Here is an 18,439-nt window from a genome sequence, read left to right as displayed (position 1 = left end):
AAAATCAGGTACGGGCTCGGAAGGAAAGTCGCGTACGGGCTCGCCCTTCCGCCCGTGCGGAAGGGCGAGCTTCGTGGCGTGCGGTCAGCTCGTCGCGCGGACCGCGTCGCGGATCAGTGCGGCGACCTCCTTGGGCTGGGACACGGCGACCGCGTGCGACGCGCCCTCCAGCTCCATGACGATCGCTCCGGCCCGCTTCGCGCCGTAGCGCTCGACCTCCGGGTTGATCGCCTCGTCCGCGCCGGCGATCAGCGCCCAGGCCGGCTTGGTCTGCCACGCGGCGGCGGAGGCGGTCTCCTCGAAGGCCGCGGCGGCGAGCGGGCGCTGGGCCACCGCGAGGACCTTGGTGACCTCGGGGGCCACGTCGGCGGCGAAGACCGACGGGAAGGCGTCAGCCGCGATGGTGACCTCGACGGCGTCCTCGCCGTCCGGGCCGGGGTACGTCCACTGCTTCAGGTTGCCCACCAGCGGCGAGAGCGGGAAGCGGCCCTGCAGCTCACCGAGGCTCTCGCCCTCCTCGAGGACGTAGGCGGCCACGTAGACCAGCCCGACGACGTTCTCGACGGTGCCGGCCACGGTGATGAGCGCACCGCCGTACGAGTGGCCGACCAGCACGACGGGGCCGTCGATCTGGGCGGCCACGGAGGCGATGTAGGCGGCGTCGGAGGCGAGGCCGCGCAGCGGGTTGGGCGGCGCGACGACGGGGATTCCCTCGCGCTGGAGTTCCTCGATGACTCCGGACCAGCTGGTCGCGTCGGCGAACGCGCCGTGGACGAGGACGACCGTGGGAGTGGAGGCGGTCATGTCGGTTCAGTCTCCTCGGCTTCAGGCGGTGTGCAGGGCCGCGTGCAGGGTGCGGACGGCCAGGGTGATGGCGGCCTCGGCGGCGTGGGTGCCGCGCAGGGCGTTGAGCATGACGAAGTCGTGGATGATGCCCTGGAAGCGCACCGCGGTGACGGGCACACCGGCCTCGCGGAGCTTGCCGGCGTAGGCCTCGCCCTCGTCGCGCAGCACGTCGGCCTCGCCGGTGATGACCAGCGCCGGGGGCAGGCCCGTCAGCTGCTCGGTGGTGGCGCGCAGCGGGGAGGCGGTGATCTGCGCCCGCTCGGCCTCGTCGGTCGTGTACTGGTCCCAGAACCACTGCATGCCGTCGCGGCGCAGGAAGTAGCCGGTGGCGAACTGGTGGTAGGAGCCGGTGTCGAAGTTAGCGTCCGTGACCGGGTAGAACAGCACCTGCTGGACCAGCGGGAGGCCGCCGCGCTCCTTGGCCATCAGGGTGAGGGCGGCGGTCATGTTGCCGCCGACGGAGTCACCGGCCACGGCCAGCCGGGAGCCGTCCAGGCCCTTGGCGGCGCCCTGCTCGACGACCCACCGGGCGACGGCGAAGTTCTGTTCGATGGCGACCGGGTAGCGGGCCTCGGGCGACAGGTCGTACTCGGGGAAGACGACCGCGGCGTTCGCGCCGACGGCGAGTTCGCGCACCAGGCGGTCGTGGGTGTGGGCGTTGCCGAAGACCCAGCCGGCGCCGTGGATGTAGACGATCACCGGGAGGGTGCCGGTGGCGCCGGCGGGCTTGACGATGCGTGCCCGGACGCTGCCCGTGGGGCCGCCCGAGACGGTGATCCACTCCTCGTCGACCGCAGGCTTCTCGATCTCGCCGGACTGCACCTCGTCGACCGCCTTGCGGCCCTCCGCCGGGGCCAGGTCGAACAGGTACGGCGGGTTGGCGGTCGCGCGGGCGAACTCGGCGGCGGCGGGTTCCAGGACCGGCTGGACCGGTGCTACGGCGTCGGACATCGATTCTCCTCGGATGATCGGGGGCGCCGGATCGCATGGTGGGATGGTGAATCCGCTGAGTACTCCGGCACCGCTGAGCGCCACCGTAGATCCGCCGGGCGGAGGTCAATTGCCTGTGAGCGAACGGCTGGTGTGCCGACAGTGCACGGATGCGCGCGGCGCCGCTGAGGGTGCGTACGCTGGGGGAATGGTTCGGTGCGCCGACGGGAAGCAGCCGGCTACCGGCCCGCGGAGTCCCGCCACTCGCTCGGGGTCATCCCGTACGTGGCCCGGAAGACGCGGCTGAAGTGCGTGGCGCTGGCGAAGCCCCAGTGGCCCGCCACCGCGGCGATGGTCCGGATCCCGCGGGAACGGTCCGCGAGTTCGCGCCGGCACTCCTCCAGCCGACGCAGCAGGATCCGCCGGCCGACGGTGGTCCCTTCGCCGGCGAAGAGCTTGTGCAGGTAGCGCACGGAGATGTGGTGGGCGCGGGCGATCCGCTCGGGGGACAGCTCCACGTCACTCAGATTCAGGTCGATGAACCGGTGGATCCGGCACATCAGGGCCGACTGGTCGTCGGCCGCCGCCCTCCCGTGTTCCCGCAGATGCTCCGTGGCGAGGGTGGTGAGCAGGTTCACGGCGTTCCAGGCGAGCATCTCGCCGACCGTGGCCCGGGACGTGACGGCGGTGTCGGCGAGGTCGGACAGGAACGGCGAGAGGAGTGAGCCCATCCGGGAGTCGCGGCGCACCGGCACCCTGGTGATCCGGTGCAGGTCGCGGTCCGCGAGCCCCAGCAGTTCACGTGAGAGCAGGAACGTCTTCGTACGGCATCGCTCGGGAAGGTCCAGCGCGGGCGGGTGGCGCAGGTCGTAGAAGCAGATGTCGCCCGGGCCGAGTTCGCCGTCCACGGAGGGTTCCTGCAGTAACAGCGCCCCGCCGCCCCGCACGCCCACGAAGAGGAACTCGCCGCTGTCCCGGGCGATCCACCTGCGGGGCCCTGCGGTGAGGTCCGGTTGGGCGTGCGGCGAGCGTTCGCGGGGCAGCACGGCGGGGGCCGGGTCCGTGATGAGGATGTCGAGTCCCATGGCCCGTCGCCACACCGGTCCCGGTTGCGGTGACCCCGGGTGTCCGCCGCTCGTCTCGATGCCGGTCGTCGCCGTCATCTTTCGTCGCCTCCGCTCTGTTGTCATGTGAAGCGGCGATGGAGAAGGCCGCTTCGCCGGGAGCGTAGGTGGGGGGATGTGCAAAAAGAGTGACAAGGAAGTGAGGGGGCTACTCGGTGAGTTCGGTGGCGAAGGCACGCAGCAGCTCGTGCAGGGCGTAGTGGCCGGGCCCTGGTTCGGTGACGAGGTGCGCCTCGGCCAGCTCGCCCAGGAGAGTCCGGGCCTCGCGCACCGGCAGGTCGGCCAGTGCCCCGGCGGCACCGGCCGTGACGAGGGGGCCGGTGTGCCGCGGAAGCAGCCGGAACAGCCGGGCAGCCTGCGCCGACAGGGTGCGGTAGGAACAGCCGAACGCGGCGCGGGCGTCGGCTGCCCCCTTGGCGGAGGAGAAGGCGTCGAGGCTGCCGTGCGAGGCGCGGAGTTCGGCGGCGAGGGCGGCCAGCGGAAAGTCTCTGCGGCTGGCGGCGCGCGCGGCGACGACGGCGAGGGCCAGCGGCAGCCGCCCGCACCGTACGACGATCTCCTCGGCCGCCTCGGGTTCGGCAGCCACCCGCTCGGAGCCGATCCGCCGGGCCAGGACGGCGCGGGCGTCCGCCGCGGACGGCACGTTCAGGCGCAGTGGGCGGGCGCCGGCGGCGATCAGGCCGGGCAGTCCGTTGCGGCTCGTGACCACGGTCAGGCAGTCGGGCGAGACGGGCAGCAGAGGGCGGAGCTGCTCGGCGTCGGCGGCGCCGTCGAGGAGGAGGAGAAGGCGGCGGCCCGCCAGCAGGCCTTGGTAGAGGCCTGCGAGCGCGTCGACGCCCTCCGGCATCCGCTGTGCGGGCACTCCGAGGGCGGCGAGGAGCTGCCGTAGCGCCTCGGCGGGTTCCAGGGCGGCCCGGCGCGGGTCGAAGCCGCCCAGGTCCACGTGGAGTTGGCCGTCCGGGAAACGGTCGGCGGCGCGGTGCGCCCAGTGGACCGCGAGGGTGGTCTTGCCGATGCCCGCCATTCCGCTGATCAGGACGGTCGCGGGCAGGTGGCCGGTGGCCGCAGTGGTGTCGGCGAGGGCGCTCAGCCTGTCGAGTTCGGTGCCGCGGCCCGTGAAGACGGCGAGGTCGGGCGGCAACTGGGCGGGCCGTACGAAGGGTTCCGGAGACTTCGCGCGCGCCGACGGCGTGTTCCGCGCGGTGATGTGCCCGGCGGGTCGCACCTCCTGGCGCAGGACGCGGGCGTGGGCGGCGCCCAGCTCGGGACCGGGTGCGACGCCCAGTTGAGCGGCCAGGTCGCGCCGGACGTGCTCGTACGCGGTCAACGCCTCGGCCTGCAGTCCGCAGGCCGCCAGCGACATGACCAGTCGGGCGTGCAACGGCTCGTCGAGCGGTTCGAGTTCGGCGGCTCTGCGCAGGGCGGGGAGCACCTGCTCCGGCCTGCCGCACAGCAGGGCTGCGTCCGCTGCCATCTGCGCGGTGCGCACGATGTCCCGCTCCACGGCCGCGAAGTGCGGGTGCGCGCGTGTGGCCGCGGGTATCCCCGTCGCCACCGGACCGCGCCACAGGGCGAGGGCGTCGGCGAAGTGCCGTACCGCTTCCTCCGGCCGTCCGGTGGCGGCGGCCCGCATGCCCTGCCGGGCGAGGTCGCGGAAGCACAGCAGGTCGACCTCGGCGGTGTCCGCCGCCAGCAGATAGCCACCGGTGCGGCCGAGCAGGCGCTGTCCGGGCGCGCGCAGCGGCAGTCCCGGTTCCAGCAGCCTGCGCAGGGCACCGACGTAGCGGCGCACCACGTTCCGGGCACTTGCAGGGGGCTGCCCGGACCAGAGCACGTCGACGATCTCGCTCATCCGCATGGACCGGCCCGTGTGCACCAGCAGCAGCCCGAGCAGGGCCCGTTGCTGCGGAAAGCCGAGGTCCAGCTCGGTCTCCCCCCGTACCACCCGCAGGGATCCGAGCACTTCGAACCGCATCGCTTCACCGCGCCCCGTCCCGCACGGCCACCGACCACCGACCGCATCGCGCGTGGGCACGCCGCTCACACCGCGCCGAGCTGTTCGTCCCGCCCGTCGAGTCTGGCCCGGACCCGGTCGGCGTCGGGGTGGCCGAGTGCGGTGAGGAGGGTGAGGGCCTCTTCCCAGGCGGCCCGGGCGCCGTCGCGGTCGCCGGTGGCCAGGTGGGTCTCGCCGATGCGGGTGAGCGTGTCCGCCTCCGGGTACGGCACCCCGAGTGCGCGGTACAGGGTCAGCGCGTTGCGGTAGCCGAGCAGGGCGTGCGGGTGGCGGCCGAGGTGGTGGTAGGCGTAGGCGACGCTGTCCCAGGTCGCGGCCTGGCCGTAGCGGTCGCCCAGGTCCTGGAGCAGGGTCAGGGCTTCGAAGCAGTGGGCGAGCGCCTGCCGGTGCTCGCCGAGCAGGACGTGGTACCAGCCGACGGAGTTGAGGACACTGGCCTGCCCCGGCCGGTGGCCCGCGGCACGGAACAGGTCGAGGGCGAGCCGGTTGTGCCGCAGGGCCTCGGCCAGGTCGCCCTGCTGCTCGCTCGTCCAGCCCAGGCTGCGGTGGGTTCCCGCCCGGCCGACGAGGTCACCGAGGCCGGTGAACAGCTCCAGGGCTCGGTCGAGGTGGGCGCGGGCCTCCTCGTGCAGCCCCAGTCTGCCCGCCGCCCGGCCGACGCCGCGCAGGGCGCGGGCCTCCAGGGCGGGATCGGCGAGCCGCAGCGCGGCGCCGAGCGCGGTGCGCTGGGCGGCCAGTCCGTCGTGCCAGTGGCCGCGCCGTTCGAAGTACGGCTCCAGGGACCAGGCCAGCAGACACGCGAGCCGGTCGCGTCGGGAGGCCGCCGCCGCCTGGATGACGGCAGGCAGCACTCCGTACTCGGCACCGAGCCAGGCCAGGGCCTGGCTGTCGTCGGCGAACGGTTCGGCGTGCGGGCCCTCCGGCAGGGGCGGGAGATCCCCGCTGGGATCGAGGAGCGCACCGGCGGCATGGGCGCAGTACAGATAGTGCGCGAACAGCCCGTCGGTCGCCTCCTGCCGCTCGGCCTCGTCGTGGTGGGCCTGGAGGAGTTCGGCGGCGTGCGCGCGGAGCAGGTCGTGGAAGGCGTAGCGGCCGGGCGCAGGTTCGTTGACGAGGTGGACGCGGGAGAGTTCGGCGAGCAGGGGACGCACCTGACGGAGCGGCAGTCCGGCGAGCGCGGCCGCGGCGGCCGGGGACACGTCCGGGCCGGGGTGCAGGGCCAGGAGCCTAAAGAGCCGGGCGGCCTCGGCCGACACGGCACGTACGGACCAGGAGAACACCGTGGCGACGTCCGCCGAGGTGTCGGGCCGGGTGAAGGCGTCGAGACTGCCCTGGGCCTCGCGGAGTTCGGCGGCCACGGCGGCCAGCGGGAAGTGCGGGCGGAGGGCGGCGCGGGCGGCCACGCAGGCGAGGGCGAGGGGCAGTCCGGCACATCGGGTGATGATCGCGTCGACCGCCCCGGGTTCGGCGGCGATCCGTTCCGCGCCCAGCCGGCCGGCGAGGAACGCCCGCGCCTGGCCGGTGTCGAACGGCCGCAGGGTCAGGGAGCGGGCTCCGTGGGCGGCCACCAGGCCGGTGAGTTCGTCCCGGCTGGTGACGATGGTGAGGCAGCCGGGCGCGCCGGGCAGCAGCGGCCGCACCTGCTCCGCGTCGCGCGCGTTGTCGAGCAGGACGAGCACCCGCCGTCCGGACAGCACGCTGCGGTAGAGAGCGGCCTGTGCGTCCGGGCCCTGCGGGATGCGCTCGGGCGGCACCCCGAGCGCGTCGAGGAAGCCGCGCAGGGCCTCCCCCGGCTCGGTGATCGCCCCGGACGGAGCGAAGCCGCGCAGGTCGACGTAGAGCTGGCCGTCCGGGTACCGGTCGGCGACCCGGTGGGCCCAGTGGACGGCGAGCGTGGTCTTGCCCACCCCCGCCATGCCGCCGAGCGCGGAGATCAGGACCGTATCGGCGTGCTCCGCGTCGCCCGCGAGCGAGCCGAGCACCTCCGCGAGTTCGGTGCGCCGTCCGGTGAACGTGGGCAGGTCGTGGGGCAGTTGGGCGGGTACGGCGGGGTGCGTGCCCGGGGATTGCGGGTGCGGTGTGTCAGCGCCCTGGCCGGTCGCCTCGTGCAGTGCGTCCCGCAGTTCGGGGCCGGGGTCGATGCCCAGCTCGTCGGCGAGGCGGTCGCAGGCGGTCCGGTGCGTGTCCAGCGCGTCGGCGCGACGACCGGTGGCCGCGAGGGCCAGGACCAGCCGGGCCAGCAGGGGCTCGTCCAGCGGGTGCGCGGCGGCGGCCTGCCGGAGTTCCGGCAGCACCCTGTCCGGTACTCCGGCGTGCAGTGCCGCGTCGGCCGCCTCGCGCACGGCGGCGAGGCGCTCGCGCTCCGGCCCGCCGACCGCGATGCGGTCGCGCACGTCCGGGGAGATCCCGGCGGCAACCGGTCCGTTCCACAGAGACAGTGCTTCGGCGAGCAGTTCCACGGCCCGTACGGGCGAGCCGTCGGCGGTGGCCCGCCGGGCTTCGTCCCGCAACTCGCGGAAGCGTACGAGGTCCAGGGCGTCGCCGTCGGTGACCAGCCGGTAGCCGCCGGCGCCGCGCACCAGCCGGCGGCCCGACGCCCGCGCGGGCAGCCCGGGCTCCAACAGGCGGCGCAGGGAACCGACATGGCGGCGGACGACGTTGACGGCGGTGCGCGGCGGGTGCGGTCCCCACAGCGCGTCGACGATTTCGGGTACGGGCACGGGCTGGCCTGCACGAAGCAACAGGAGGGCCAGCACTGCCTGTTCCTGAGGGCCCCCGAGTTCCAGCTCGCGCTCTCCGCGCCAGACCCGCACCGGCCCCAGCACCGCGAACCGCACGGCCGACCCGTCCGGCATGACGCCCCCCTCCGGTCTGCCTCCCCGGACTCGAATGTACGTCACCGGATCGGTAACCGAGAGTTACTGCGCCGCGAGACCCCTGAAACTTCCGGCATCTCTGCGTGCAACCTTTCGCCATAGTTGCGTGTCTCACCTCATAACAGCATGACTCGACCAAGGGGGACATCATGCGAAGAATTGGGGCAGTGATAGCAGCGCTCCTTCTGGCGGGCGCAGGGTTGGGGACGGCGTCGAGCGCGGCGGCCACCACACAGGCGACGGCCTGTCCGACCGGCTGGGGCAGCGGCGCCAAGGGCGGCCCCACCGCCGGTGCCGTGCCGCTCGACGACATCAGGACCGGTCGGCACACCTGCTTCGACCGCATGGTCTTCGACGTGCCGGGCGGGGGCCGTTCCCTCGGCTACTCCGTCAGGTACGTCCACCGGCTCCACCAGACCGCCAGCGGCCGGTACATCCCGGTCGGCGGCGGGGCGATCCTCGACGTCCACATCGGCGCGCCGAGTTACGACCCGGAGACCGGCGCGGTGACGTACCCGGGACGGGTGGGCCGCACCCTTCCCGGCGTGAACGTCAGCGGGTACCGCACCTTCCGGGACACCCGGTTCGCCGGCAGCTTCGAGGGAGAGACTCAGATCGGTCTCGGGGTCCGGGCCCGGCTGCCGTTCCGGGTGCTCCAGCTGTCCGACCGTCTGGTGATCGACGTGGCCCACAACTGGACGGGCAGCCGCTGATCACGGGCCGCACGCACGCTTGCCCTGTGTTCCCGCGTCTGGTTGGGTACCCGGCACCCCGTGCGCACGGGGGACGGCAGGCGGGAGGGGCGGGCGGCGTGCGGCCGACGGAACGACAGGACATCGAGGGGCTGTTGCCCGAGGGACTCGGGCAGGCGATACGCGGGACTGCCGAGGACATCGCCGCGCTGTTGCGGGGTGTGCCCGACACGACGGTTCCCGTACCGGGTTCGGAGTGGACCGTCGGCGAGGCGGCCGCGCATCTGGCCCTGGCCAACGAGCTGATGGCCGACCTCGCCGCCGGGCGCGAACGCCCCTACGGCGACGGCACCCCGCAGAGCCTGGCCGCGGCGAACGAGGAGTCGCTCGCCGTCTTCGAAGAGCGCCGGGCGGAGCCGCTGGCGACGATGATCGCGGAGCAGGCCGAGGCCTTCCTGGACGCCATGACGCGGACGAGCGCCCAAGACCCCGCACCGACCACGCCGCTGGGCCCCATGGACCGCGGCGTTCTCGCGTCCTACCTGCTCACGCACATGCTGGGTCATGGATACGATCTCGCGCGCGCCCTGGACCGCCCGCACATGGTCGACGGCCCGCGCGTGAGCCTCTGCATACCGTTCATGCTCTCGGTCATGCCGCGCGTCACGAACACCGCGGCCACCACCGGTCTCACGGCTCGCTACACGGTCCGGCTCCGCGGGGGCGAGGCGTTCGGCGTGGCCTTGGCCGACGGTGCGGTGCAGGTGACCCCGGGGGCGCCGCAGGACCGCTCGGACTGCACCATCCTCATCGAGCCCACCGCCTTCCTGCTCGTCGCGCTGGGCCGGCTCAACCCGTGGCGTGCCATCGCCCGGGGACAGATCCTCGCCTGGGGACCCAAGCCCTGGCTGGCTCCCCGCTTCCCGACCCTGTTCACCGCGCCCTGAGCGGGCTCACCCCTGGGACCGGGTTGCTCCGAAGTGGGTCTCGTGGTTCCAGACGTGGGTGCAGGACGGGCACTGCAGATGGAGCAGGCTGCCGGTGTTGGAGAGCAGGTAGCGCCAGTGGGAGCGGCACTCACCGCCCTGCGCGCAGGTGGCGCACTGCCGGCGGTCGTCGCAGTTCGGGCAGTCCACCCAGGCACGGCGCCCGATGTCGGCCTGCGGATCAAGCGGCAGCATCGCCGCCCCCGCGCCTGGGGAGCACCCCGGCCGCGACCAGCTCGTCGTAGATCCGCTGCTGCTCCGCGTCGAGGCCGGAGTACAGCAGGTCGTACGCCTCCTCCTCACCGCGCAGCGCCGCGACGGGGTCCCAGTCGGGCCCCAGAGCGGCCAGGGCGTGCGTGCGCCGGAGCATCTCGTGCGCGGTCAGGTCGACGACGAACTCGACCGGCTCGGACTCGCTCACCGCGGCAGGCTCGTCCGGCTCGCCAGGAAGGATGGGGCCAAAGGAGGACATACGACCGAACGTAGGTAACCCTTTCCCGCCACGGCAAGAGCAGGTGGGGGAAGTCACAGCAGGTCACTTCAGGATGTTCACGGCCCGCGCGACCACCAGGACCACGGTCACCAGGGAGACCGAGGACTGCAGCATCATCAGCATCTTCGCCCACCGGGAGAGCGGCATCACGTCGGTCGGGCTGAAGGCGGTGGAGTTGGTGAAGGACAGGTACAGGTAGTCCAGGAACGCCGGCTCCCAGTTCGGCGACGCGACCTCCGGGCTCTGCATCTGCACGAAGAGGAAGTCGGCGTGCTGCTGCCGGCCGAGGGCCCGCGCCATCGGGCCGCCGCGGTCCCACTCCCAGTACCACAGGGCGAACACGATGACGTTCGTCAGCCAGATGCCGCCGCCGGTCAGCAGCAGCGGCACCGCGTCCTTGCCCGCGCGGCCGCTCACCAGGTCCGCGACGAGCCGGAGGGCCGCCAGGCCGTTGGCCAGGCTGATGACGGAGATCAGGCCCAGGCCGAGCCACCTCAGCCATCGTGTCCGCGGCTCGACCCGCCGGGGGTTCGCGGCGATCAGGCCGGCCAGCAGCACCAGCTCCAGCACGGGCAGCGCCCAGTACGGCTGGAGCGCGAGCCGGTGCGGCAGCATCAGCTGCAGGGCGACCGCCACCAGGATCACGGCGGTCACCGCCCAGCGCGGCTCCCCGCGCGTCGCCCGCCGCCACGCGGGGACCAGATCACGCTCGCCGGTCTCCAGCAGCCGCTCGACCCTGGCCAAGCGGTTCTCGGCGTCGCCCATGTCATCGGTCATGGCGAAGATTGTCCCGGCCGGCGGTCCGCGCGCCGTAGGGGGTGTCGGGCACCGGGCGTACGGGCGCTGACCTGCGGTTCAGCCGCTGATGAGGGCGGTGAACCGCTCGGTGTCGATGTTGCCGCCCGAGGCGATGACACCGATCCGCCGCGGAAGGTTCTCGACGCGTCCGGCCAGCAGGGCCGCCAGGCCCGAGGCGCCGCTGGGTTCCAGGACGATCTTCAGGCGCTCGAAGGCGAACCTCATGGCCTGGACGATCTCCTCGTCGCTGACCAGCGTGACGGCGTCGACCAGGCGCTGGTTGATGGCGAAAGTGATCTCGCCGGGGGTGGAGAGCGCCTGGCCGTCGGCGATGGTGCGGGGCACGGGAATAGCGACGCGCTCGCCGCTCTCCAAGGAGCGCTTGGTGTCGTCGCCCGCCTCGGGCTCGACACCGATCATCCGGATGCCCGGGTGCAGGGCCTTGGCGGTGGTGGCGCTGCCGGCGATGAGGCCGCCCCCACCGACGGGCACGACGAGCGCGTCGAGTTCTCCGGCGTCCTCGAGGAGTTCGAGGGCGGCGGTGCCCTGGCCTGCGATGACGTGGGGGTGGTCGTAGGGCGGGATCAGGGCCAGGCCGCGGTCCTCGGCCAGGGCCTCGCCGAGGGCGGTGCGGTCCTGGGTGTAGCGGTCGTACGTGACGATCTCCGCCCCGTAACCGACGGTGGCCTCCATCTTGGAGCGGGGGGCGTCCTCGGGCATCAGGATGACGGCGCTGGTGCCCAGTTCGCGGGCGGCCAGGGCGGTGGCCTGGGCGTGGTTGCCGGAGGAGTAGGCGGCGATGCCCTTGGCCAGCTGCTCGGGAGAGAGCTGGGCCGCCGCGTTGTAGGCCCCGCGGATCTTGAAGGCGCCGATCCGCTGGAAGTTCTCGCACTTGATGAACACCTCGGCGCCGACGAGGGCGTCGAGCGTGCGTGAGGTGAGGACGGGGGTGCGGTGGGCAATGCCCTTGAGGCGCGCGGCGGCCTCACGGACGTCGTCGAACGTTACGGGCGAAACGGTGGCCATGGCGTGTCCTTGCGGTAGGAGGCGGGAGGTGATCGGGAACCTCGGCGGGCGGGCTACCAGCCGCTGACGCGGTTCCAGACCCCCTGGATCGTGGGCGTGGGGCCGTCGGGCCGGCTGCCGTCGACGACGTGGTAGCCGTGGTGCTGGGCCGCTGTGGCGCGTGGTGGGGCAGGACGCGCAGGCGGGTGTGGCGGCACCTCCCACGCCCTTGACGCAGTGCGGGAGCGTGCGCGGCGTCGCAGGGCAGACGGGAGTTTGACGACAGGGCCTGGATCGTCGAGGTCGCAGACGCCCAGGCCGGCCATGACCAGGTCGAAGAAGACGTGGTTGCCGGCGCGCAGCTCGGTGACGCCGGTGAGGTCGTCCGCTGCGTGGGCGGTGGGGGTGGAGCCGACGCCGACGACGGGCACGGGCGGCCCGGCGGCCCGCAGTGCGTCGGCCGCGGCGACGGCGGCGTCGCGTTTGTTCTTCGCCGCCAGGCGCTGATCCTCCGCGGTGCGGGCGAAGTAGGACTCCCCCGCGTGCGTCAGGTCGCCGTCGAGGCAGCCCGCCTCGTGCAGGACGCGGCCGATGCCGACGAGCCCGGGCGCGTCGGGCCTGAGGCCGCCGCGGTGGCCGTCGCAGCCGATCTCGATCTGGGCGGGCAGAGCGATGCCCGCTTCGCGCGCGGCGTGGGCGACGGTCGTCGCCTGTTCGGTGCTGTCGCGCAGGTCGACGACGGCGAACGGGGTGTCGGGATCGGCCAGGTTCCGAACGTGCGCCGGTGGTGCGGTGGTCACAGGGTCATGTCCAGCTTCTTCAGCAGGGCCAGGCCCAGACAGAGGTCCTGCAGGCCGATGCCGGAGCTGTCGAAGACCGTGATGTCGGCGTCGTCGGTGCGTCCCGCGACCCGGCCGGTGAGGACCTGGCCGAGCGGGGTGAGCACGGTCTCCTCCGGGGCATGCTGGCTCTCGCCCATGCGACGGGCCTGCTCGGGCAGATCGCAGAAGACGTGCGCCACGGAGAACAGTCCGGGGTCCAGCTCCCGCTTGCCGGGAGCGTCGGCGCCCATGCAGGAGATATGGGTGCCGGGCCGGACCCACTCGGCCTGGAACAGGGGCGGCGCGTCGGCAGTGGCGTTGGTGGCGGTGACGATGACATCGGCCCGGGCGCAGGCCTCCTCGGCGCCGGTGACTGTCGCCGTACGGCCTTCCGACGCGAGGTCGGCTGCCATCCGTGCGGCGCGGTCCTTGTCGCGGCCCACGACCAGGACCTCCTCCACGGGCCGGACCCGGCTGACGGCCCACACCTCGTAGGCGGCCTGGTGTCCGGTGCCGAACACGGCCAGCGTGGTGGCGTCGGGGCGGGCCAGCAGATCGACGGCGAGGGCGTCGGCTGCCGCGGTCCGGTAGGCGTTGGCCTTGCCGACCTCCAGGACGGCGGCGATCCGGCCGATCGTCTGGTCGAAGAGCAGCAGGGAGGAGTGATGGCGCGGCAGTCCCTGCTCCGGGTTGCCCGGCCAGTAGCTGCCGATCTTCACCCCGGCGTGCGTGGCGGAGGCCGACGGCTTGAGCGTGAACCGGTTTCTCGGGTCGGATCCGTGCACGGCCAGACCGGGGAAGACCGTGCCGTCGACAGTCGCGGCGAACGCCTCGCGCGCCGCCTGCAGAGCGAGGTCCTCGTCGACGACCGCGGCGGTCTCCTCCTCGGTGATGTGCAGCAGACGGCGGCTCATGAGTGGCCCTTCACTTGGTGTAGTTGTAGACGGTCGCGCGGGACACACCGAGCAGGTCCGCGATCGTCTGGGCGGCATCACGCGAGTCGAAGTAGCCGTCCGAGTGCAGCTGCCGTACGAGCGCCTTCTTGCCCTCCCGGCCCAGCGACCTGGGGGTTCCCCCACGCTCCGCGGCGAGCGCCTCCACCGCCCGGCGCAGTTCCCGGGCGTTGCGGTCGCGCAGGGTCTCCAGCGGCTGTTCGCGGTGCTCGGTGTCGGTGGCGACGAGGTTGGACAGGGCGAGCGTGACCGGTGACAGCACGGAGACATCGAGGTTCAGGCACAGGGCCGCGATGTACTCGCCGGCGCTGTTCTTGATGCCGATCGACGTGCTCTTGGCCGGGCGGCCGTCCGGGAACTGGTTCGGGTAGTTCTGGATGACGCTCGGGTACTGCGGGTCGGCGATGCGGGCCAGCCCCAACTCGGTTGCGGAGTCGCCGACTTGCCGACCGGAGAGGTTGTTCTCGATCGCCCGGATCGCGTGCTCCGGATCGCGCAGGTCGTGCAGAACCACCTCGCACAGCCCCGGGAACATCCGGCCCAGGGCGACGGCGATCCTCTCCGTCTCGCGGATGAGGTGCTCGTCCGCCTCGGCCGCAGCGGTACCCATGACGTGAGCCTCCCGTGCAACGAGCTTCGACTTACTTTCCAACTCTGGACAGCAAGGCTAAGCGATTGCACCGTCACCGTCCAGCAGCCGACCGTCGAGGCCCCCATACGTCCGGCGCCCTGCGCACTACCTCCGCTGGGCGGCCAGACGTATGGGGGCGTTGGCGGCGCCGTATCCGCGGTAGCCGCCGGACCGTTGCACGAACTCGAAGAAGACGTGACCGACCGTCTGCGTGTAGCAGTGCCGGAACTCGCCGCCGTTCTCGTCCCGGTCGTAGAGGATCCCGAGTTCGCGGTACGTCTCCCACTCGCCCTCGCGAAACTCGTACCGCGCCCGAAGGTCGTCGTAGTAGTTGGCGGGTACCTCCAGCAGGCCGGCGCCCGCGGCACGGAAGCGGCGCACCGCCGCGACGATGTCGTCGACGGCGAAGGCCACGTGCCGAGCCCGGGTGCCGGCCTCGTCGGCAGGGCTCGGGGCGAGGTTGAGGACCAGCCGTGGTCCGGCGTGCGGGGCGGACAGGGCGCGGCTGCGGAAGAGGCCGTAGGGGTCGGCGAGTTCGACGGTGTCGTGCGGGCTCAGGCCGAGCACGGCGCGGTGGAAGAGCACCGCCTCGTCGAAGTGGTGCCAGGGCTGGGTGAGCGCGAGATGGTCGATGCCGGTGACGCGCGGAGGTCCGGCTCGCCGCCCGGTGCTCGAAGTCGTCCGTCCAGCTGGAGAGTCCGGGTCGGCGGGTGGCGCAGAAGAGCACTTCGGTGCCGTCGGGTGCGGCGACGGACTCCAGGGGGACGTCCTGCTCGGCGCGGCGCCCGGGGAGGGCGGGGGCGAGCAGGGCCTCGGCGCGGCGGGCGGAGGCCTGCGGATCCGGTGATTCCAGACCGATGGCGGCCAGCCTCGTGCCGGCGCGACGGGTGGCGGCTCCGGCGTTGACCAGGACCCGGGCCTCGCCCTGCTCCCACAGGTCGACGGGCTTGCCGCGGTGCCGGGCGGTGCGGGTGAAGCCGAGCGCGGCCAGCAGGTCGCCGACGGGCTGGGGGTCGCCGGCGGCGAGTTCGGCGAAGGCCACGCCGGAGGGTGCGGCCGATGCCGGCAGGGCGGACACGCCGGCGCTCTCCTCCAGGGCGAGCAGGGACCGCAGACCGTCCACGGCGGTGCGGCCCGCGTCCGCCTGGCGGAACACGTCGTTGAAGACATCCAGGGACAGCGGCCCCCGGTAGCCGGTGGCGAGCACATGCAGTACCAGGCCGGCGACGTCGAAGCCGCCCTGGCCGGGGAAGCAGCGGTAGTGGCGGCTCCACTGCAGGACGTCCATGGCGAGCAGCGGGGCGTCGGCCAGCTGGAGGAAGAAGATCTTCTCGCCGGGGATACCCTCGATGCCCTTGGGGCCCGAGCCCCGGGAGAGGATGTGGAAGCTGTCCAGGCAGGTGCCCAGCGCCGGGTGGCCGGCGGTCTCGGCGATGCGCCAGGCGTGGTCGTACGTGTTCACGTGTCGCCCCCAGGCGAGCGCCTCGTAAGCGACGCGAATGTCGAACTCCTGTGCCAGATCCGCCAGTTGACTCAGCGGTCGCGCGGCGAGCGCGTCGTCGTCCACCGTCTGCGGGGAGACGTTGGAGCAGACGAGGACGGTGTCGACGCCGAGCCGGGTCATCAGCTCGAACTTGTGCCGGGCGCGGCGGAGGTTGCGGGCGAACTCGTCGGCGGGCACGGCCTCGATGTCCCGCATCGGCTGGTAGAGATCGATGATCAGGCCCAGGTCCGCCGTGCGGGCGGCGATCTCCTCGGGCGACAGGGGGCTCGCGAGCAGGTCGTTCTCGAAGCTCTCGACGCCGTCGAAGCCGGCGCGCGCCGCCGCGGTGAGCTTCTCGGTCAGGGTGCCGCTGAGGCAGACGGCGGCGGTCGACTTGGCCCTGGAGTCCTAGCTCAGACACCAGCCGCAAAGTATCGGGGGATCACGCGCTCGCCGTCGTGGTGGCGTTCTCGTCGTACTCGCGGAGCATCCGCACGACGGCGGCGGGTGAGGGGTGCTGACCCTTCTTCGTGCCGATGGCCTGGCCGCGTGTTCGGGTGGACTCGTGGCCGGACATGCGGGCGACATGCGGGGCAAGGTCGCCGACTACCTCCGCATTGCCGAGCTGGAACCCGCCGAGCGCGCCGCGCTCGACCAGGGAGCGACCGTACGGCGCGGCCAGGGGCCACACCCTGTGCGTGACCGCCGTCCCCGCGGTGCACTGCCAGCTCCTTGCCCACTGCCAGCCGCTCGACGGTGCCCAGGGCGTCCCGACGGTTCCGGCTCAGCGCAAGGCCCGGCGCGAGTACGAGAACCAGGTCGATGGCCACCCCTCGTGGACGGGTCCGGCTGATGCCCCCGGCACTGCCGTCGCTGTCGACTGCTTGACATTGAAGTCAAACAGTCGTTTGAGTTCTCTTGTGAGCCCAGAGAAGACGGACCTTCGCCGTGAGGCCGGACGGCGAACGCGCGACGATCTGCTGGCGGCCGCCCTTGAGCTACTCGCACAACGCGGGCAGGAGGGCGTGACCCTCCGCGAGATCACCCAGAACGCCGGAGCCAACGTCGCCGCAGTGAGTTACCACTTCGGATCACTGAAGGCTCTGTGCGAGGTGACGATCGAGCACGCGCTGGAGCGGTACCTGGACGCTCAGATCCGGGAACTCGATGCCCTGGGCGGCGCCGCGACGCTGAGCGAGCTGGCCGAGGCGTTCGCGCGGCCGATGATGAGCGCGCTCGCGGCCGGTGGGCGGGATCTGGCGGTGATACGGATCGTGGCGCGGGTGGGGATCGAGCCGCCCGAGGGGTGGGAGCGGCTGGCCGGGAAGTTCGAGCTGGCCCGACGGCAGGCGGTGCGGGTGCTGGCGGTGAACCTTCCCGACATCGACAGGCACGAGCTCGACTTCCGGGTCCGCTGCGCGGCCGGAATGCTCAACTGGCTCGCGCTGGCACCCGTCGGGGCCGAGCTGGCAACAGAGCCTGCCGACCGGATCGAGCGAATGCTCATCCCCGTGGTGGCCGGTGCCTTCCGAGGGGCCCGATAGGCACCTGACGTGGGCGAATGCGCCGACTTGAAAGTGAATTCAATCGCTTGCTTGACAAGGCAGCCGAGTCACGCTCACACTTTCAATCAAAGGTTTGAATGGATTCTCTCGTACGGGAGGGCCCCATGAGCACCGACGCGGAAGCCGTGGTTCGAGCGGCGTACCGAGCAGCCGAGGGCAGCGTCCTGGATGTGCAGGGCTTCAAGGACCTGTTCGCCGAGGACGGCGTCTTCAACAACATCGTCGCCGGCGAGAGCTACCGCGGTGAGCACCTCGGCGACGTCGTCGCCTTCATGGGGGCGCTCGCCCCCGACGTGCACCGCGAACTGCACCGGTTCCACGTCACGGGTGACGTCGTCGCCGTCGAGCTGACGATCCGGGGTACCTTCACCGGCCCCTTCGAGACACCCGCCGGCACCATCCGCCCCACCGGCGCCACGCTCGACATCCCCACGGCCGACTTCTGGTACGTCGAGAACGGCAGGATCAAGGAGTTCAACTGCTACGTCGGCCTCAGCGTCATGCTCGCCCAGCTCGGCGTGCGGCCCGACTTCGCCGCCGCCGTCACCGCGTCGGCCGCCGTCACGGGCTGACCGAACCGGCTCCGGGCAGCACAAGCAACCACGAAGAGGCAGGCCCACCATGCCCACCATCGGCATCATCCTCGGCAGCACCCGGCCCAACCGCGTCGGCGACCAGGTGGCCCGCTGGGTCCTGGAACACGCCTCGCGCCGGACCGACGCGAGCTTCGAGCTGCTCGACCTGCGCGAGCACCCCCTCCCCCACCTCGACGAACCGATGCCACCGTCCCTCGGCCAGTACCAGCACGAACACACCCGGCGCTGGGCCGCGACGATCGCCGCGTACGACGGATTCGTCATCGTCACCCCCGAGTACAACCACGGCATCCCCGGCGTCCTGAAGAACGCCCTGGACCACCTCTACGCCGAGTGGAACAACAAGGTCCTCGGCCTGGTCTCCTACGGCGCCACGGGCGGCGTACGCTCCGCCGAGCAGCTGCGCCTGGTCGCCGCGGAACTCCAGATGGCCGACGTACGCCAACAGGTCACACTCTCGCTGCACACCGACTTCGAGAACTTCAGCGTCTTCAGGCCCGGCGACCACCACCTGCCTTCACTGGATGTGATGCTCGACCAGGTCATCGCCTGGACCACGGCCCTCGCCCCGATGCGAACGGCTCCGGTCGGCGCGACCTGACCCACTCGGCCGCGTGGAGCTGCAG

At 72.4% G+C, this 18,439-nt stretch carries 19 protein-coding genes and 2 pseudogenes; 6 read left to right on the top strand and 15 right to left on the bottom strand.

Annotated features, from left to right (window positions below; genetic code table 11):
* Positions 1-84 precede the first annotated feature (84 nt).
* The 5 genes from ACFYZZ_RS08615 to ACFYZZ_RS08595 all read right to left on the bottom strand — a co-directional run bounded on the left by ACFYZZ_RS08615 (position 85) and on the right by ACFYZZ_RS08595 (position 7,769).
* On the bottom strand, positions 85-804 hold the full coding sequence (locus tag ACFYZZ_RS08615) for an alpha/beta fold hydrolase (protein WP_389172978.1): 720 nt from the start codon (positions 802-804) through the stop codon (positions 85-87).
* A gap of 21 nt (positions 805-825) precedes the next feature.
* Positions 826-1,797: an alpha/beta hydrolase gene (locus tag ACFYZZ_RS08610; protein ID WP_389172976.1), complete on the bottom strand. Its 972-nt coding sequence runs from the start codon at positions 1,795-1,797 to the stop codon at positions 826-828.
* Between the two features lie 218 nt (positions 1,798-2,015).
* Positions 2,016-2,939 (bottom strand): helix-turn-helix domain-containing protein, encoded by a 924-nt coding sequence (locus ACFYZZ_RS08605; protein ID WP_389172974.1) that lies wholly within the window; start codon positions 2,937-2,939, stop codon positions 2,016-2,018.
* A 109-nt stretch (positions 2,940-3,048) separates the two neighbouring features.
* A complete protein-coding gene (locus ACFYZZ_RS08600) occupies positions 3,049-4,875 on the bottom strand; it encodes a BTAD domain-containing putative transcriptional regulator (RefSeq protein ID WP_389172972.1) in 1,827 nt (608 codons plus the stop codon).
* Positions 4,876-4,940: 65 nt separating this feature from the next.
* The gene (locus ACFYZZ_RS08595) at positions 4,941-7,769 is read right to left on the bottom strand and encodes a BTAD domain-containing putative transcriptional regulator (protein ID WP_389172970.1); all 2,829 of its coding nucleotides are present in this window, start codon (positions 7,767-7,769) and stop codon (positions 4,941-4,943) included.
* A 170-nt stretch (positions 7,770-7,939) separates the two neighbouring features.
* On the opposite strand from ACFYZZ_RS08595, the gene ACFYZZ_RS08590 reads away from it, so the two are divergent.
* Positions 7,940-8,503: a hypothetical protein gene (locus ACFYZZ_RS08590; protein ID WP_389172968.1), complete on the top strand. Its 564-nt coding sequence runs from the start codon at positions 7,940-7,942 to the stop codon at positions 8,501-8,503.
* A 98-nt stretch (positions 8,504-8,601) separates the two neighbouring features.
* Positions 8,602-9,429 carry a maleylpyruvate isomerase family mycothiol-dependent enzyme gene (locus ACFYZZ_RS08585; protein WP_389172966.1) on the top strand — a complete coding sequence of 276 codons (828 nt, stop codon included), beginning with the start codon at positions 8,602-8,604 and terminating at the stop codon, positions 9,427-9,429.
* 6 nt (positions 9,430-9,435) lie between these two features.
* Here ACFYZZ_RS08585 and ACFYZZ_RS08580 read toward each other — a convergent pair whose 3' ends face one another.
* The 9 genes and pseudogenes from ACFYZZ_RS08580 to ACFYZZ_RS08540 all read right to left on the bottom strand — a co-directional run.
* Complete coding sequence (locus ACFYZZ_RS08580; RefSeq protein ID WP_145884255.1) at positions 9,436-9,663, bottom strand: hypothetical protein; 228 nt, start codon at positions 9,661-9,663, stop codon at positions 9,436-9,438.
* Positions 9,650-9,940 (bottom strand): DUF6400 family protein, encoded by a 291-nt coding sequence (locus ACFYZZ_RS08575; protein ID WP_386577648.1) that lies wholly within the window; start codon positions 9,938-9,940, stop codon positions 9,650-9,652. Before ACFYZZ_RS08575 ends, ACFYZZ_RS08580 begins: the two co-directional genes overlap by 14 nt.
* A gap of 63 nt (positions 9,941-10,003) precedes the next feature.
* Positions 10,004-10,738 (bottom strand): hypothetical protein, encoded by a 735-nt coding sequence (locus ACFYZZ_RS08570; RefSeq protein ID WP_389172963.1) that lies wholly within the window; start codon positions 10,736-10,738, stop codon positions 10,004-10,006.
* Positions 10,739-10,816: 78 nt separating this feature from the next.
* The gene (locus ACFYZZ_RS08565; protein ID WP_389172961.1) at positions 10,817-11,785 is read right to left on the bottom strand and encodes a threo-3-hydroxy-L-aspartate ammonia-lyase; all 969 of its coding nucleotides are present in this window, start codon (positions 11,783-11,785) and stop codon (positions 10,817-10,819) included.
* Positions 11,786-11,838: 53 nt separating this feature from the next.
* Positions 11,839-12,495 (bottom strand): annotated as a pseudogene (locus ACFYZZ_RS08560) (alanine racemase); the annotation flags it as partial.
* Between the two features lie 65 nt (positions 12,496-12,560).
* Entirely contained in the window at positions 12,561-13,499 is a 939-nt protein-coding gene (locus ACFYZZ_RS08555; RefSeq protein ID WP_389172959.1) for an ornithine cyclodeaminase family protein, read from the bottom strand.
* A 10-nt stretch (positions 13,500-13,509) separates the two neighbouring features.
* A complete protein-coding gene (locus tag ACFYZZ_RS08550; protein ID WP_389172957.1) occupies positions 13,510-14,148 on the bottom strand; it encodes a transcriptional regulator in 639 nt (212 codons plus the stop codon).
* Positions 14,149-14,274: 126 nt separating this feature from the next.
* Complete coding sequence (locus tag ACFYZZ_RS08545; RefSeq protein ID WP_389172955.1) at positions 14,275-14,754, bottom strand: VOC family protein; 480 nt, start codon at positions 14,752-14,754, stop codon at positions 14,275-14,277.
* Between the two features lie 361 nt (positions 14,755-15,115).
* Positions 15,116-15,949: pseudogene (locus ACFYZZ_RS08540) on the bottom strand (TIM barrel protein); the annotation flags it as partial.
* Here ACFYZZ_RS08540 and ACFYZZ_RS08535 point away from each other — a divergent pair.
* Positions 15,885-16,064, top strand: coding sequence for a hypothetical protein (locus ACFYZZ_RS08535; protein ID WP_389172953.1), 180 nt, complete (start codon positions 15,885-15,887; stop codon positions 16,062-16,064). The pseudogene ACFYZZ_RS08540 and the gene ACFYZZ_RS08535 sit on opposite strands and share 65 nt — an antisense overlap.
* A gap of 30 nt (positions 16,065-16,094) precedes the next feature.
* Here the strand turns inward: ACFYZZ_RS08535 and ACFYZZ_RS08530 are convergent, their stop codons facing one another.
* On the bottom strand, positions 16,095-16,343 hold the full coding sequence (locus ACFYZZ_RS08530; protein ID WP_389172951.1) for a hypothetical protein: 249 nt from the start codon (positions 16,341-16,343) through the stop codon (positions 16,095-16,097).
* Positions 16,344-16,350: 7 nt separating this feature from the next.
* Here ACFYZZ_RS08530 and ACFYZZ_RS08525 point away from each other — a divergent pair, with 7 nt between their 5' ends.
* The 3 genes from ACFYZZ_RS08525 (at position 16,351) to ACFYZZ_RS08515 (ending at position 18,414) form a co-directional block, all read left to right on the top strand.
* Positions 16,351-17,196: a TetR family transcriptional regulator gene (locus ACFYZZ_RS08525; RefSeq protein ID WP_389172949.1), complete on the top strand. Its 846-nt coding sequence runs from the start codon at positions 16,351-16,353 to the stop codon at positions 17,194-17,196.
* Positions 17,197-17,321: 125 nt separating this feature from the next.
* Positions 17,322-17,789 carry an ester cyclase gene (locus tag ACFYZZ_RS08520; protein ID WP_389172947.1) on the top strand — a complete coding sequence of 156 codons (468 nt, stop codon included), beginning with the start codon at positions 17,322-17,324 and terminating at the stop codon, positions 17,787-17,789.
* A gap of 49 nt (positions 17,790-17,838) precedes the next feature.
* The gene (locus ACFYZZ_RS08515; protein ID WP_389172945.1) at positions 17,839-18,414 is read left to right on the top strand and encodes an NADPH-dependent FMN reductase; all 576 of its coding nucleotides are present in this window, start codon (positions 17,839-17,841) and stop codon (positions 18,412-18,414) included.
* Positions 18,415-18,439: the final 25 nt, after the last annotated feature.

This window comes from Streptomyces sp. NPDC001816, assembly GCF_042892235.1.
Taxonomy (GTDB): domain Bacteria; phylum Actinomycetota; class Actinomycetes; order Streptomycetales; family Streptomycetaceae; genus Streptomyces.
This window is presented reverse-complemented; position numbering and strand designations above follow the sequence as displayed.

Coding starts and splice junctions, on each gene's coding strand:
- ACFYZZ_RS08605 (WP_389172974.1), bottom strand. CDS start 2,939: ATGACGGCGACGACCGGCATCGAGACGAGCGGCGGACACCCGGGGTCA.
- ACFYZZ_RS08580 (WP_145884255.1), bottom strand. CDS start 9,663: ATGCTGCCGCTTGATCCGCAGGCCGACATCGGGCGCCGTGCCTGGGTG.
- ACFYZZ_RS08515 (WP_389172945.1), top strand. CDS start 17,839: ATGCCCACCATCGGCATCATCCTCGGCAGCACCCGGCCCAACCGCGTC.
- ACFYZZ_RS08610 (WP_389172976.1), bottom strand. CDS start 1,797: ATGTCCGACGCCGTAGCACCGGTCCAGCCGGTCCTGGAACCCGCCGCC.
- ACFYZZ_RS08595 (WP_389172970.1), bottom strand. CDS start 7,769: ATGCCGGACGGGTCGGCCGTGCGGTTCGCGGTGCTGGGGCCGGTGCGG.
- ACFYZZ_RS08550 (WP_389172957.1), bottom strand. CDS start 14,148: ATGGGTACCGCTGCGGCCGAGGCGGACGAGCACCTCATCCGCGAGACG.
- ACFYZZ_RS08555 (WP_389172959.1), bottom strand. CDS start 13,499: ATGAGCCGCCGTCTGCTGCACATCACCGAGGAGGAGACCGCCGCGGTC.
- ACFYZZ_RS08600 (WP_389172972.1), bottom strand. CDS start 4,875: ATGCGGTTCGAAGTGCTCGGATCCCTGCGGGTGGTACGGGGGGAGACC.
- ACFYZZ_RS08615 (WP_389172978.1), bottom strand. CDS start 804: ATGACCGCCTCCACTCCCACGGTCGTCCTCGTCCACGGCGCGTTCGCC.
- ACFYZZ_RS08590 (WP_389172968.1), top strand. CDS start 7,940: ATGCGAAGAATTGGGGCAGTGATAGCAGCGCTCCTTCTGGCGGGCGCA.
- ACFYZZ_RS08575 (WP_386577648.1), bottom strand. CDS start 9,940: ATGTCCTCCTTTGGCCCCATCCTTCCTGGCGAGCCGGACGAGCCTGCC.
- ACFYZZ_RS08535 (WP_389172953.1), top strand. CDS start 15,885: ATGATCAGGCCCAGGTCCGCCGTGCGGGCGGCGATCTCCTCGGGCGAC.
- ACFYZZ_RS08565 (WP_389172961.1), bottom strand. CDS start 11,785: ATGGCCACCGTTTCGCCCGTAACGTTCGACGACGTCCGTGAGGCCGCC.
- ACFYZZ_RS08520 (WP_389172947.1), top strand. CDS start 17,322: ATGAGCACCGACGCGGAAGCCGTGGTTCGAGCGGCGTACCGAGCAGCC.
- ACFYZZ_RS08570 (WP_389172963.1), bottom strand. CDS start 10,738: ATGACCGATGACATGGGCGACGCCGAGAACCGCTTGGCCAGGGTCGAG.